Origin of the sequence: Empedobacter falsenii, from assembly GCF_013488205.1 — a bacterium.
Classification (GTDB): Bacteria; Bacteroidota; Bacteroidia; order Flavobacteriales; family Weeksellaceae; genus Empedobacter; species Empedobacter falsenii_C.
In genome coordinates, this window is sequence record NZ_CP040908.1 from 1550996 (window position 1) to 1565539 (window position 14544).

Sequence of the window (14544 nt, forward strand, 5' to 3'; positions counted from 1 at the left end):
ATACTTGTTTCTAAATTATATGACATTTTTATAATCCTTTTTACAACAATTTAATTTGCACTAAGGTTTCTCCAATGGTCACATGAACTATTTAAAAAAAACAATTAAAAGTTTATAATACATTTTATAATTCTAGTACAGCATGTAAAAACAGTTGATATTTTGAATAAAAAAAGGCTGAATTCCTTTATAGAATCAGCCTTGTATAATGTTTTAAATAATATTTTAGTTTAAAAACAATTATATGTTTACGTTACTATATTATTATTAAAGTTTAATTACATGCGTCTAACGTTAGTAGCCATAAGACCTTTTTGCCCTTGTTCTACTTTAAACGAAACTTTATCATTTTCTCTAATATCATCAATTAAATTTGATGTATGAACGAAAATTTCATTTCCTGTTTCTTTAATTGTAATGAAACCAAAACCTTTTGTATCGTTAAAAAACTTAACTGTACCTTCTTGCATAATATTTTTTTTAAAAAAGAGAATAATAAAAAATTTCTATAATTATACATAAAGGAACTATTTCTATTCTAAAAAAAGAAATCGTTTATTATTCTCAATAAATTAATCAACTTAACGCGTGATAATTAACGTGAAATACTTGAGATTAAAAATCAATTTGAAATTGAATATATTGAAAAGTATAAAGTAAAAGTAAAAAAATACAATATTTTAAGAAGTAAAAGGCTTGCTGCCAAAAAATTAAAAATGGTATGTCTAAAAAATTTAGTTTGTAACTAATTAATATCTTATCTCTGATATCGCTACAAATGTAAAGTAAATAGTTGGATAAATAACAATTTGACAAAAAAAACATTTTTTAAAATAAAAGTCTGTTACTGCTTTACATTTTTTTGTTAGACTAATTTTATAGGAAAAATCCATTCGAATACATTTATATGATATGAATTAGCTAAGGATGTTAGTTGATAATGGCTTGAAACTTTACCGAGAATAATAGATTGACTGACTTGATATACTTCAGAACATATTTCATTTTATAGATTTTTAGGAATAATAAATTAATATGATTATAATTTATGAAATCAAAAATTATTCAATTCGATGTTGAAAATTTATTATTACTCTTATTATTTATGAAGATAATGATGTAAATAATTATAACAACTAAAAAAGCTGTAGAAATTATATGAAGATGTGTTCCTATTTTAAATCGGTGCTTTTAATATACCCACTAATTATTTGTATAAAATATATCATAGTTAATTGTAAAAAATAATTTATAATAATCCTGATTTTAAATTGTATCATATAAAATAATCTTTCATTTCTAATGATGGCTTTATAGATTATCACTATATTTGAGAATATTTTATTTACATATAAGAAAATTCAAGAACTCTTATTTTTCAATTTTTTTTCAAAGATTATTCAGTATTTTTTCTAGTCTTTCTAGACTTCTATTCAATTACCACTTTGATTTTAATGTCCAAATTTAGATGTCTAAAACTATTGAAGTTTAGTTAGATTCATCATTTTTAAATGAAAGTTTCTTATACTCTATGTATATAATATAGAACAGGACACTCATTTTTAATTCCTAATTACTACAAAAAACACTATTATCTTCTATGAAGAAAAAAATATATCTTTTAGTATGGACTATCCTTATTCCAATATTTGGATGGTTAACTTATTTTGGACACAACTATTTTTCTGGAGCATTTTATTCTTTTATTTTATCTTTCTTGCTCATAGGAAGTGTACTTGCAGCTGTACACCATTCAGAAGTCATTGCTTATAGGGTAGGAGAGCCATTTGGTACACTTCTCTTAGCATTTGCTATTACTATAATTGAAGTCGCTTTGATTATTTCAATTATGTTAGGAGCAAAAGGATTAGAAACTATTACGCTTGCTAGAGATACAGTTTATGCAGCTGTAATGATTATTATTACTGGAATTATAGGAGGATGTATCATTATAGGCTCTATAAAATTTAAAGTACAGAATTTTACGCTTCAGGGTGTAAGTACAGCATTAATTACTCTTACTTCTATTATTATTTTTGTTCTTATTCTACCCAATTATACGATTAGTCATAATGGAGGTGAATATACATCTATGCAATTAGTTTTTGTATCTATTATTAGTTTAGGCTTATACTTTGGTTTTACAATGATGCAGACTATTCGTCATCGTAGTTATTTTATATCTCCAGAGAATAAATTATCTAAAAATAATGCGTTACATAAACTTCCAATAAAACCATCACGCAAGGAAATGTACATAAGTATTTTATTTTTGATATTGTGTCTTGGTATTGTTGTGTTATTGGCAAAGTTACTGTCAAAAGATGTAGAACATATTGTAAAATGGGCAGGTGCTCCAAAATCTCTAGTAGGAGTAATAATAGCAGGAATTGTACTTCTTCCGGAATGTTTAGCAGCTTTTCGAGCAGCAAGAAATAATCAAATTCAAACATCTTTAAATTTGGCTTTTGGTTCTGCCTTAGCAAGCATTGGGCTTAGCATTCCTGTAATTGCAATAACATCTGTAGTTACAGGGATAAGAATGAGTTTAGGTATTGATACTAAATCAACTATTTTACTAGGATTGTCATTATTTATTATTACTATTTCTTTAGCAACAGGGAAAACCAATATTATGCAGGGATTTGTATTAATATCAATTTTTCTAATTTATTTATTCACTATAATAATACCTTAGAAATCATATTATTTATTAGTTTTTTCTGATGGTAAACAATTATTAGCTAGATGTTTTATGTTAAAATTTCTTAAATATATAGAAGAAGATTGGAAATGTTAATGAGTGATTTTTTATATAAAAAGATAATTTTTCTTAAGTTCATTATTATATGGACACCCCCAATTGATAATTTGGGGTTATTTTTAAATCAACTCTTAATTATATTTGAAAAAAGGTTCAACTGTAATACAGTCAAACCCATTTGAAATATCATAATATAAAATTCTGAATAGCTTTTAAGCGTAATTTTTTACATTTTGAATATAATTTCTCACATCGTTTATAAAATTTGTAGATAAAAAAGAACCTTGTATACATTCTTTTTTATTTATCTCATTAAGCAATACAATTTCTTTTAATTCATGATTCAAATTAAAAACCGCTTCTATTGCTAATAAGTTAAGTTCTACAGTATAATTAGCATCTTCTATTTGAGTTTTATTTATAGCTTTACTTAAAGCAAATTGAGATTTTTGATATTCATTAATATAATATATTAAATTATCCAATTCATCATTAATTCTTCCAGTTGTCATAATTATTTTTTTAAAAGGTACACAATAATAATTAAACTCTCTACTTTATGTGTAATTATAACATAGAAATAACATAAATGGAAACATATTTAATAAATTCAAAAAAGTAATGAAAGAAACTCATCTCATTCTATACTTTTTCTCTTCAAATATTCATCATAAATGAAGGATTTTATTATTCAGAAAGTTTAATTAGACTCTTTTCAAAAAGCTATTCTTTGTTTTCAATTAAAAATCTTATTTAGCTTAAGTTTTATATTAAAAACAATAGAAGTATTTTGTTTAACAAAATAAGGAATTAATGAAGGAAAATAAATAGATTTTTATTTGAAACGGAAGTTATTTTTACAGTTTATTGTTATAAATAAGAGCCTAATTAAAATTAAGTATAAAATAAGTTGAAATAAATTATTTGATAAGTATTAAAATAGGCTCTTGAAATTCAATCAATTCATCATCATCATTACTTTCACAGTTGATTGAATTTTTTTATATAAAATATAAATTTTGGGCGTTCCCTTTGGTCGGGATTTCCGTTGCAATCTTTTCTAATCAGAAAAGGATTTCCTCTACAATCCCTAACGCAAATACGAATCAATATTTATATTAAATAAACAATTTTTATAAATTACTTTGTAAGTAAGCAATCATTTTCTCAGCAACTTCTTCCGAAGATGCAGGATTTTGACCTGTAATTAATAAACCGTCTTCTACAACATGCACTCCCCAGTCTTCAGTTTTAGAGTAATGACCTCCTAATTTTTCTAATTCAACCTGAACTAAGAATGGAACAACATCTGTTAATTGTACAGCATCTTCTTCAGAATTAGAAAAACCAGTTACATTTTTTCCTTTTACAAAAGGTTCTCCATTACTTAAAGTAATATTCTTGAAAACTCCTGGAGCATGACAAACAGCACCAACTGGTTTACCAGCATTATAGAAATCTAAAATCAATTGTTGAGAATGCGCATCATTTGCTAAATCCCATAGTGGTCCATGACCTCCTGGATAGAAAATAGCATCATAATCCTCAGCTTTTTCTTTAGCTAATACATGTGTTTTTGCAATTAAAGCTTTAACATTTTCGTCTTTATTGTAACGCTCTGTAGCTTCTGTTTGTGCAGCTTCAGTTTCGCTATTAGGATCTATAGGAGCTTGTCCTCCTTTAGGTGTAGCAATAGTAACTTCGTGTCCAGCATCTACAAATTTGTAGAAAGGAGCAGCAAATTCTTCTACCCAAAATCCTGTTTTATGTCCTGTATTTCCCAATTCATCATGAGAAGTAACAACAAATAATATTTTCATAGTTTTAATTATTTAAATTCAACAATAAATTCTTCATTTGGTAGTCTAACTTTTTTCATAGATCCAATCCAGTCTAATTCAGGATCGGCAACACCAACATACATTAAAGATACACTTTTAAGACCTAGCTGGTCTAATTTTAAAACTTTATCTACAATAGCGTTATCAAAACCTTCTACAGGAGTAGCATCAACTTTTAATTCAGCAGCTTGTGCTAATGCAAGCCCTAACGCAATATAAGTTTGACGAGCAGTATGTGCAAAATTTTCCTCTGCTGATGTATTCAAGTAAATACCTTTTATTTTATCTGTATAACTTCCGAAACGACCTCTTGGCAATCCTCTTTCATCTGTAGTAAAATCATATACTTTATCAATTCTTTCTGCTGTATAGTTGTCCCAAGCAGCAAAAATAATTACATGTGAACAATCTCTCATACATTCAGGATTAAGAGCTCCTTCTACCAATTGATTTTTTAAATCTTGGTTCTCTACAACTAATACTTTAAAAGGTTGTAATCCAGATGAAGTAGGTGCTAGTCTAGCAGCTTCTAAAATTTTATCAATTTTATCTTGACTAACTTTTTGCGATGGATTGTATGCTTTTACTGCATGTCTCCAATTTAAATCTTCTATTAATGACATTTTTTTAATTATTTAGTTAAAAACACAAACAACATAGCAATTAAAGCAGGAATACCTTGTAAAAAAAATATTTTTTTACCAGAGGTTATACCTCCAAAAATACCTGCAACAGTAATACATCCTAAAAAGAATAGACGAATATTACAACTCCATTCATGATTTTCTATAAAAAAAGACCAAATAAGTCCTGCAATCAAAAAACCGTTATATAATCCTTGATTAGCAGCTAGTCCTTTCGTAGGAGTAAACAAATCTTTTGGTAAAGATTTAAATGTTTTTTTACCTGCTGTTTCCCAAGCAAACATTTCCATCCAAAGAATGTAACAATGTTCAATTGCAACAACTACGGTTAAAGTACTTGCTATAATTTCCATATCTATTGTATTAACCTACAGAAACATTTAATTTAACTTCAATATTTCCACGAGTTGCATTAGAATAAGGACATACTTTATGTGCTGTTTCAATAAGCTTTTGAGCTTCTTCCATTGAAACACCTGGTATATTAGCATGTATCTCAGCTGCAAGACCATAACCTCCGCTTTCTAATTGTCCGATAGCTACTTTTGCTGTAACGCTCGTTTCTCCTGTTTTTATTTTTTGCTGTTTGATCACCAAATTCAAAGCGCTATCAAAACAGGCAGAATATCCTGCTGCAAATAGCATTTCAGGGTTTAAAAAGTCATCATTTGCACCTCCTAATGCTTTTGGAGTACGTACTTGCATATCTAAAACACCGTTTTCACTTTTTACTTGTCCACTTCTACCTCCCGTAGCTGTAGCCTGAGTTTCATATAATTTTTTCATTGTTGTTTGTTTAAAATTTTATTTGCTATTTTTTTTAATTGTTTAAGCTCATCTACAGATATCGCCATTGATTCTAACAATTTTTCTGGAATATCTTTGACTTTCTCTTTCAAAGCACTTCCTTTTTTGGTCAAAGAAATTACTACAATGCGCTCATCTTCAATATTTCTACTTCTAACAACCATTTCTTTTTGCTCCATTCTTTTTAGTAAGGGTGTTAGTGTACCGCTGTCTAAGAAAAGTTTTTCACCTAATTGCCCTACTGTTTGCTGTTGTTCTTTCCATAAAACCATAAGCACTAAATACTGTGGATAGGTAATATCAAGTGGATCTAAATATAAACGGTACATGTTGATTATCTTTTTTGAAAGCGCATATATGGGAAAACAAAATTGATTATCTAGTTCTAGCGTATCTTTCATAGTTCATCAATATTAAATTACATAACAAAGTTACAAAATTATATTGTACACAATATAATTTTGTAAAACATTAACAAATGTTTTATTAAAAATTACAATCTGTAAACATTAAGTAATACCTTTTATAATATTTAGAAATAGAATTTTATTAGTTTTTATTTTATTAAGGATAAATATTTTTCATATCCTTTAGCTTTCATTTCTTCTTTTGATATAAACTTTAATGATGCACTATTAATACAATATCTCAATCCTCCTTTATCTTTTGGACCATCATCAAAAACATGACCTAAATGAGCATTACCAGTTTTACTTCTTACTTCAGTTCTTTTCATTCCAAAAGAATTATCATTTATTTCTTCAATAAGATTTTTACTGATTGGTTTTGAGAAACTTGGCCAGCCACAACCTGATTCAAATTTATCCGTTGACACAAAAAGAGGTTCACCAGTTGTTATGTCTACATAAATTCCTTCTCTAAATTCAGAATTATATTCATTTGAAAAAGGTTTTTCTGTTGCACCATTTTGTGTAACATCGTATTGCAAAGAAGTTAAATGTTTTTTAAGTTCACTTTGGCTTTCTTTGATATATTCTTTTTCTTGAATAGGATTTGCCTTACGAGCATCATCAAATAAACTTGGTGATATATGGCAATATCCTTTTGGATTTTTATTTAAATAATCTTGATGATAATTTTCTGCATCATAAAAATTATGTAAAGGCATATTTTCTACTACAATTTTTTGATTATAATTTTTTTCTAAATCTTTTAACTTCTGATCGATTAATTTAGAGTCAGTTGGGTTTGTATAATAAATTCCTGTTCTATATTGTGTCCCTAAGTCATTTCCTTGTTTGTCTAGACTCGTAGGATCTATTGTCTTAAAATACAAATCAATTAATAATCCTAGATCAACTATATCAGGATTATAAGTTACCTTGACAGTTTCAGCAAAACCAGTTTTACCTGTGATCACTTCTTTATAAGAAGGCTTTTCTATAGTTCCATTAGCATAACCTACAACTGTATTTGTAACCCCTCTGACCTGTTGAAAAAAATGTTCTGTTCCCCAAAAACATCCTCCTGCAAAATATATTTCATTTTCTGATGTGTTATTCATTTTCTGATGTTTATTCGATTTAACTAAATTATTTTTATGAGTTTTACAACTTATACTTGTTAGTATTATTCCTGTAATAATTAATGAGCTTATGATGAATAATTTTTTCATGATTTTTTATTTAAAGATTGAGCTAAAAGAGTGAAACCAAAGCCGAAGTAAGCTATATCTTTTAAAATGAAAAAATCTGTTACAGGAACTCCATCAACAAATTTCCAAATCCCGGGAGTTGTAAAAAGATAACTAAGAGTTGTTCCGAAAATAATAAGAATAGCTATTCCCGCATATTTTTTTAATGATTGATATTTTAAAGTTAAAACAACTAATAATGCTACAAGTAATTCAAGTACTCCAACTATATTAGATACAGTTTGATCACTAAATATTTTATAAATCCAAAACGATAATGGGTGATTTTCTACAAGAGACTTTATAGCTTGAGCCTCTGTTGGTGTAAACTTAAAAATGCCTATCCACACTAAAAGTAATACTGTTCCAAATAGAGGTAAGTAATATCCTATTTTGTAAAGATTTATAAAGGGTGAATTAATATTCAAATTATCTTTATGAGTATGAACTAAATTTTTTGTTTCCATTTTTTATTAATTTTAATTATAAATAAGATCTTTTATAATAGTAGTCGGATAAATAATTAAAACCTGACAAAAAAAATATATTTTTTTTGTTAGGTATAAATCTTTCTATAAATTTTTATAAAAAAACCATTGTAAATGTATTGTTTACAATGGTTTGTGTTTTTTTTATTGTTTTATGAATTCATCTAAAATTTCATTAAATACGTGATGTATTATAATTAAAATAAAAATTAACTTAAGACTATAATTTGGAAATTATTTAATTAATATTTTAGTCTTACAAATGGCAGTTTAAAAATAAAATATTAATTATCTATATATTTTAATTTTTGATGGTAAATATTCGTAATGTATTTACTCATGTTTATAATGAGTTTCTATTTTGGACTTTATTTTAGATTTCAAATCATCTACATTAATTAATTTTTCTTTTGAATTTTGTTTCTTCAAAAGATTATCTATTAGCTTTACTTTCTTGTAGTAAGAAGCGCACCATTTACAACAATAAATATGTAAATTCAATCTCAAATTTTGAATTAATGAGATTTTTTTTGCATTTTTTTTCTCTATTTCAAATGTTATTTCATTACAAGGCATAATAACCCAATGAATAATTTTATTCCACATAAGTTAATTTTTAATTAGATAAATTTGATTCAATGCACTCTCTTAATTGTAATCTAGCTCTTTGAAGAATCTTCCATAAATTAGTCGAAGTAATTCCTATTTCCTGACAAACAATTTCTGTTTTTTTTTGTTTTAAATAGTAAAGTTTTATAGGAATTAACCATTTATTAGGTAATTTTTCTAAACAATTTTCTAAATAGTTTTCTCTAATATTATTTTCATTTTCTGTCCAATCATTTAATATATTTTTATCAATCCAATTACCATTTTCATCAAAAAAATAATCTAAAGTGATCTCATTTTTATTATTATATTTTTTTCTGTAAAAATCAGAAATTTTATTTTTCAAAATACTAATTAACCAAGTTTTTACAGAGCTATTCCATTGAAATTTTTCATAATTTTCAAAAGCTGAAATAAAAACATCTTGTACTAAATCTTCTGCATCTTCTTTGCTAGATATTAAATAGTTAGTTTTTTTTAATAGGTCCAATGTATAATCATCAATCCATTTTTGGATATTAATATTTTTATCTTTATTTATCATAGGTATATTTTTATAGAAAAGTAATATTTTATATCATAGAAAAAAAACTATAAAAAATGATTACTTTTTCTTATTGCAAAATTTCAAGTACTTTCTTCTAAAGTTGTAATAAATATAGAAAATTCTAAAGCTACATCAGATATTAATCCTTCTTATAATGATAATAAAACTGTACGTTGTCAAAATAAATGGGACACCTCTTTCTAAAAATTAAGAGAGGGTTTGGTTTATAAATTTATTATTTTTTCTTGAAAATACAATTGCCTTCTTTTGGCAATCGTTTGCCGTTTAATAATTGCTCTTTGTTCTAAAATTTTATCTGCTCTACCAAAATATACATCTGAAGGTGTAAGGTTGTTCAAAGCCTCATGATACCTGCAATTGTTATAGTTTTCTACAAACTTATTTAAGGCTTCAATCAGCTCATCAGGATGGTAATAATGATCCAGTTTTACTACATTTTTCATCGTTCTGTGGTACCTTTCGATTTTCCCTTGCGTTTGAGGATGCAGAGGCTTTCCTCTAACATGTTTCATTTTTTGAGTATTTTTCAAGTAATCTTTTAACTCACTTGATACATAACAAGGTCCATTATCAGATAATAATTTTGGTTTCTGTTTCGTTTTTAATTTCGCTTTTTCAATAGCTGTTTTTACAGTTCTTTTCACATCTTCAGCTTTCATTGAACTGCATAATTCCCAATGAATAATATATCGGCTGTAATCGTCTAAAATCGTGCTCAAATAATACCATCCCCATCCAATAATTTTAAAATAAGTAAAATCTGTTTGCCACATTTGATGAACAAAATTCGTTTTATCTTTAAATTCATTCGCTGCTGAAATCAGAATGTGATTGGGCGCTGGAATTAAATCTCGTTGCTTCAATATCCGATAAACACTCGATTCCGATATATAAATCCCTAATTCATCGGTCATTTTAAAAGCCAGTTCTCTAGCAGATAATTCAGGATAATCCAAAGCTAATTCTACAATTAAATCTTTCTGAGATTCAGGAATACTATTCCATTTTCGATGCATTGAATAACGTTTAGATTCTAAACCCTCAAATCCATTTTCTAGATAATTTGAATACCATTTGTAAAATGTACTTCGTGCTATTCCAAATTCCTCTAAAGTACGTTTAACTCCAATTTCTGAACGAGTTACAGTCTGAATTATTTCATATTTTTCACTTGCTGATAATCGCATATATTTCTTAAATTTATTGATTAATCCAACGAATCCAAGGTTTTTTTTACGATATCATAACGCACAACTAAATCGGCTACAATCTCTTTTAATTGTAAATTTTCTTTGCGGAGATCAGAAACTTCATCACTTGTTGCTTCACGTGTAATATCACCAGATAATCGCTTTTTACCAGCTTCTAAAAACTCTTTGTTCCACTTATAAAATTGAGATTGTGAAATAGCATATTTGCGACAAAGTTCAGCTACTGAAATCTCAGCACGTAAGGCTTCCATCACAATTAAAATCTTTTGTTCCGCTGTAAATATTCGTCTTGTGTTTTGACGAATATCTTTTACAAATTTTTCAGGAGTTTTCTTTTTTGAATTTGCCATAATTAAAATTAATGCTTTTAAAAACACTATCTTAAATTTTAGGTCTTAGATGTCCACTTTTTGCTGACGATTTACAAATTCAACTAATTTATCCCTTGAGTTAAAAAATAAATTGATAGCAGAAGTGTTGTTTATAAGAGCATTTACGCACTTTAATTTGATGAATGTATATGGTAAAATACCCTATATCACTACATCCAATTATCAAATCAATCGATATGTTTACCGTGATGAAATAAAGATTGTTTACGATAATATCGAAAAAGATTTGCTTCAAGCAAAAGACTTATTGGTAAATAATGTGGCGTCTACTGCGAATAACAGAGTAACTATATATGCAGTATCAGCCCTATTAAGTAAGGTGTACTTATACCAAGAAAAATGGGACAAAGTAGTGAGTGAAACGCAAGGAATTGTTCAAAATCAGAACTTTTCATTTCAACAACCAATAGAAAATCAATATAAAAAGGAAAGCAAGTCTACAATATTTCAATTTTCATCGACCATAAATGGTGAAAATACGTTAGAAGGATCATATTTTATTATTAATAGCGGACCTCCAACTCGGGTAGCTTTACGACAAGATTTTATAAGCCAGTTTGATCCATTGGATAAAAGGTTACAATTTTGGACAAAGAAAGTAAGCAATACAACAAATACACAATCTTGGTATATACCTTATAAATATAAAGAAAATGCAAATACAGGTTCAAGCAAAGAGTTTTCTATTGTATTTGGTTTGTCAGAAATAGTCTTGATAAGAGCAGAAGCTTATTTGCATACAAACGAATTGGCATTGGCAGTGAAAGAAATTAATATCATTCGAGAGAAAGCAGGGTTAAATCCGTTTAATTCATCTAATCCAAATGAAATTCAAAAAGAACTTATACTTCAAAGAAAACTAGAATTGTTTACAGAACATGGAAACAGATGGTTTGATTTGAAACGTTGGAAAATAGCAGAGGAAACCCTAAAACCTATAAAATCAAATTGGAAACCAAGAGATTTAATTTTACCAATTCCAGAAACCGAATTATTGATTAATCCTAATCTAAATCCTCAAAATGATGGCTATTAAATATGTCAATTCAATACTAGTTATGCTGTTTGTCTGTTCGGGATGCTTTTCAAAAGCGCAAGAGAATCAAAAAACTTCGAATTGGACAAAACATACTTTATTTACAGACGTAAGTAGCGATGGAAAGTGGGTTGTTGTAAATGATATGCAAGATAAAAATAATGTTATACTTGTACAGACAGATTCTGGTGTTAGAAAAGAATTGGAGTCAATCATTCTTTTGAAATTTTTGAAAAATAATGATATACTATCTTTTGTTGATGAGAAATCAAATTTACATCTAATTGATTTAAAAACACTAAAAACAATTTTCCAAGTTGAAGTACTACATAAAAGATATTTTACAAATCATGATCAAACGATAATTTCATACCTAAGAAAGGGAGAAAAAGAGAAAAAAGATTTACAGTTACTTGATTTGAAAAGTAACAAGTCATATACGATACACGATGTAGAAAACTACCAGTGGCATCCCGCCAAAGATGAGTTAGTTTTTCTAACATCAAATACGGATTCTAACACTAAAACATTGAAAAAATGGGAATCGGGTTCAGAAAATCAACAGTCTCTCTTTATAACCCCAAAAAATGAAGTAAAGATATTAGGGTGGCAAAGCGATCAAAAAAGTATACTTCTATTAGAAGATACGGTTGACGGAGGGATACTTTACACGATTAATACCCAAAATAAGGAGGTGAAATCTTTGGCTTGTAAAGCATTATTTTCTGATGAGGTAGCTCGTAAAATAAATGGTTTTGATAGTACAAGTGATCGTAACGGAATAGTCTTTTTTAATGTAGATATCGTAAAGAGTAAAAATGATAATTACAGTATTTGGGATACCCAAGATGCTTTAATAGCACCAAGAAAAGCTGTTGCTGAAGAATATGTTTTGAATAAACAGAGCATAAGATGGGATACAAAAACAAATGAATCTTCTATCATTACTTCAAATAAATTGAATGCAGTAATCATTAAACCTAACTTTAATTATGCATTAGCGTATGACTTTCTAGAAAATGAACCTTCTACAGAACAATATACTGTTGCCGATTTATACCTTAAAAAATATGAAAAAGGAGAAGAGAAGTTAATTGTTCCAGCACATTATTTTTCTTACGACTATCTTTCGTTTTCGCCGAGCGGAAAATATATCATGTATTTTAAAGATAAAAAATGGTGGGGATATGATACAGAAAATGATAAGCACATTAAAATTACCATACCATCAAATTATTCTTTTTATAAAACAAACGATATGTATTATAAACATCCAACACCGTATGGAATAGAAGGGTGGTCTATGGATGAAAATGAAGTGTTTGTGTATGATGAGTTTGATATTTGGATGTACAATATTAAAAATGCAACGGCTAAAAAAATAACAGTTAGTAAAGGGGATATAAGTTATAGATTTAATAAAAAAGAACTAAAAAATACTTCTTACATTGATATCAGTCAAAAGTTGATGTTAGATCTATCGAATAAAGATGAGAAAAATGGTTTTGCTTTTCTTGAAAAAGGAAAAGTTGTACCAATTGTCTTCGAATCCTATACAATTGAAAATGCTGTATGTATTAATAAGCAAACATGTTTTTTTAAGAAGTTTAGGTATAACTTATCTCCAATTATTGAGCGCATAGATTTGACTACCAAAAAAAGAAAGATAGTATATCAAAGTAATCCCGATTTGGCAAAATTAGATTTAGGTAAAAGTGAAAGTATAGAATACAAGAACATAAAAGGAAACAAATCGAAAGGGATTTTACTTTACCCAACTAATTTTAATCCTAACAAACAATATCCTGTTATTTACTATGTATACGAGAATATGACGTATAAAGTAAATCAGTTTGCAAGTCCAACAAAATATACCGAAGACGGTTTTAACATTCTTAATTATATATTGGATGGGTATTTTGTTTTTTTACCCAATTTAGATTATCAAATAGGAAATTTAGGTGAATCAATTGTCGTGAATATAGAAAATAGTGTAGAAGAACTAGCAAGTCGATCATATATTGATAAGAATAGATTTGGATTAATTGGGCATTCGTTTGGTGGTTATGAAGCGGCATTTATAGCAACACATTCCAATTTGTTTAAGGCAATTGTAGCGGGTTCTGGCGTGATGGATTTGGTTTCTTGGTCGCATGATGTACAATGGGAAGGTTGGTTTAGAGAGCAAGCATGGAGGTTAGAAAGTCAGCAGTTTCGAATGAAAGAAAGTTATTATACAGATAAAAATAACTATATAAGAAACTCACCTTTCTATCAGGTGGAAAACATGAAAACGCCTTTATTGTTGTGGGCTGGTAAATCTGATTATAATATAAATTGGTATCAAAGTATATATATGTATATGGCTATGAAAAAATTAAATAAAGAAGGTAAATTGATTTTATTTAATAACGATGGTCATTATTTAACGCGTAAAGAGAACCAAGAAATGTTATATGATTCAATCTTAAATTGGTTTAATACGTATTTAAAATAAGAGAAAGGAGCTCTTACGCTCCTTTCCTTTAAA

General features: G+C 27.6%; 14 protein-coding genes and 1 pseudogene. 3 read left to right on the forward strand and 12 right to left on the reverse strand.

Translation table 11 applies throughout. The annotated features are described in order from the left end of the window. Positions 1 to 278: 278 nt before the first annotated feature. Positions 279 to 470, reverse strand: a complete 192-nt coding sequence (locus FH779_RS07220; RefSeq protein ID WP_135837047.1) for a cold-shock protein — start codon at positions 468 to 470, stop codon at positions 279 to 281. Between the two features lie 1130 nt (positions 471 to 1600). Here FH779_RS07220 and FH779_RS07225 point away from each other — a divergent pair. Further along, positions 1601 to 2698: a calcium:proton antiporter gene (locus FH779_RS07225; RefSeq protein WP_135837048.1), complete on the forward strand. Its 1098-nt coding sequence runs from the start codon at positions 1601 to 1603 to the stop codon at positions 2696 to 2698. Positions 2699 to 2976: 278 nt separating this feature from the next. On the opposite strand, the gene FH779_RS07230 is transcribed toward FH779_RS07225, so the two are convergent. The 11 genes and pseudogenes from FH779_RS07230 to FH779_RS07280 all read right to left on the reverse strand — a co-directional run bounded on the left by FH779_RS07230 (position 2977) and on the right by FH779_RS07280 (position 10936). Further along, positions 2977 to 3276 carry a hypothetical protein gene (locus FH779_RS07230; protein ID WP_180906574.1) on the reverse strand — a complete coding sequence of 100 codons (300 nt, stop codon included), beginning with the start codon at positions 3274 to 3276 and terminating at the stop codon, positions 2977 to 2979. A 621-nt stretch (positions 3277 to 3897) separates the two neighbouring features. After that, entirely contained in the window at positions 3898 to 4584 is a 687-nt protein-coding gene (locus FH779_RS07235; RefSeq protein WP_180906575.1) for a type 1 glutamine amidotransferase domain-containing protein, read from the reverse strand. 8 nt (positions 4585 to 4592) lie between these two features. Continuing rightward, on the reverse strand, positions 4593 to 5228 hold the full coding sequence (locus FH779_RS07240) for a nitroreductase family protein (RefSeq protein WP_180906576.1): 636 nt from the start codon (positions 5226 to 5228) through the stop codon (positions 4593 to 4595). An 8-nt stretch (positions 5229 to 5236) separates the two neighbouring features. After that, the gene (locus FH779_RS07245) at positions 5237 to 5602 is read right to left on the reverse strand and encodes a DUF1304 domain-containing protein (RefSeq protein WP_180906577.1); all 366 of its coding nucleotides are present in this window, start codon (positions 5600 to 5602) and stop codon (positions 5237 to 5239) included. A 10-nt stretch (positions 5603 to 5612) separates the two neighbouring features. Next, a complete protein-coding gene (locus FH779_RS07250) occupies positions 5613 to 6035 on the reverse strand; it encodes an organic hydroperoxide resistance protein (RefSeq protein ID WP_180906578.1) in 423 nt (140 codons plus the stop codon). After that, positions 6032 to 6457, reverse strand: a complete 426-nt coding sequence (locus FH779_RS07255) for a MarR family winged helix-turn-helix transcriptional regulator (protein WP_180906579.1) — start codon at positions 6455 to 6457, stop codon at positions 6032 to 6034. Before FH779_RS07255 ends, FH779_RS07250 begins: the two co-directional genes overlap by 4 nt. 155 nt (positions 6458 to 6612) lie before the next feature. Then, a complete protein-coding gene (gene msrB, locus FH779_RS07260; protein WP_038330688.1) occupies positions 6613 to 7692 on the reverse strand; it encodes a peptide-methionine (R)-S-oxide reductase MsrB in 1080 nt (359 codons plus the stop codon). Further along, positions 7689 to 8177: a DUF417 family protein gene (locus tag FH779_RS07265; RefSeq protein ID WP_115000182.1), complete on the reverse strand. Its 489-nt coding sequence runs from the start codon at positions 8175 to 8177 to the stop codon at positions 7689 to 7691. Before FH779_RS07265 ends, msrB begins: the two co-directional genes overlap by 4 nt. Positions 8178 to 8531: 354 nt before the next feature. Further along, entirely contained in the window at positions 8532 to 8804 is a 273-nt protein-coding gene (locus tag FH779_RS07270; RefSeq protein ID WP_180906580.1) for a hypothetical protein, read from the reverse strand. Positions 8805 to 8814: 10 nt separating this feature from the next. Continuing rightward, positions 8815 to 9351 carry a sigma-70 family RNA polymerase sigma factor gene (locus tag FH779_RS07275; RefSeq protein WP_180906581.1) on the reverse strand — a complete coding sequence of 179 codons (537 nt, stop codon included), beginning with the start codon at positions 9349 to 9351 and terminating at the stop codon, positions 8815 to 8817. A gap of 227 nt (positions 9352 to 9578) precedes the next feature. After that, positions 9579 to 10936: pseudogene (locus tag FH779_RS07280) on the reverse strand (IS3 family transposase). Between the two features lie 124 nt (positions 10937 to 11060). Here FH779_RS07280 and FH779_RS07285 point away from each other — a divergent pair. Further along, on the forward strand, positions 11061 to 12014 hold the full coding sequence (locus FH779_RS07285) for a RagB/SusD family nutrient uptake outer membrane protein (protein WP_180906582.1): 954 nt from the start codon (positions 11061 to 11063) through the stop codon (positions 12012 to 12014). Next, the gene (locus FH779_RS07290) at positions 12001 to 14511 is read left to right on the forward strand and encodes an alpha/beta hydrolase family protein (RefSeq protein ID WP_180906583.1); all 2511 of its coding nucleotides are present in this window, start codon (positions 12001 to 12003) and stop codon (positions 14509 to 14511) included. Before FH779_RS07285 ends, FH779_RS07290 begins: the two co-directional genes overlap by 14 nt. The last annotated feature ends 33 nt before the right edge of the window (positions 14512 to 14544 follow it).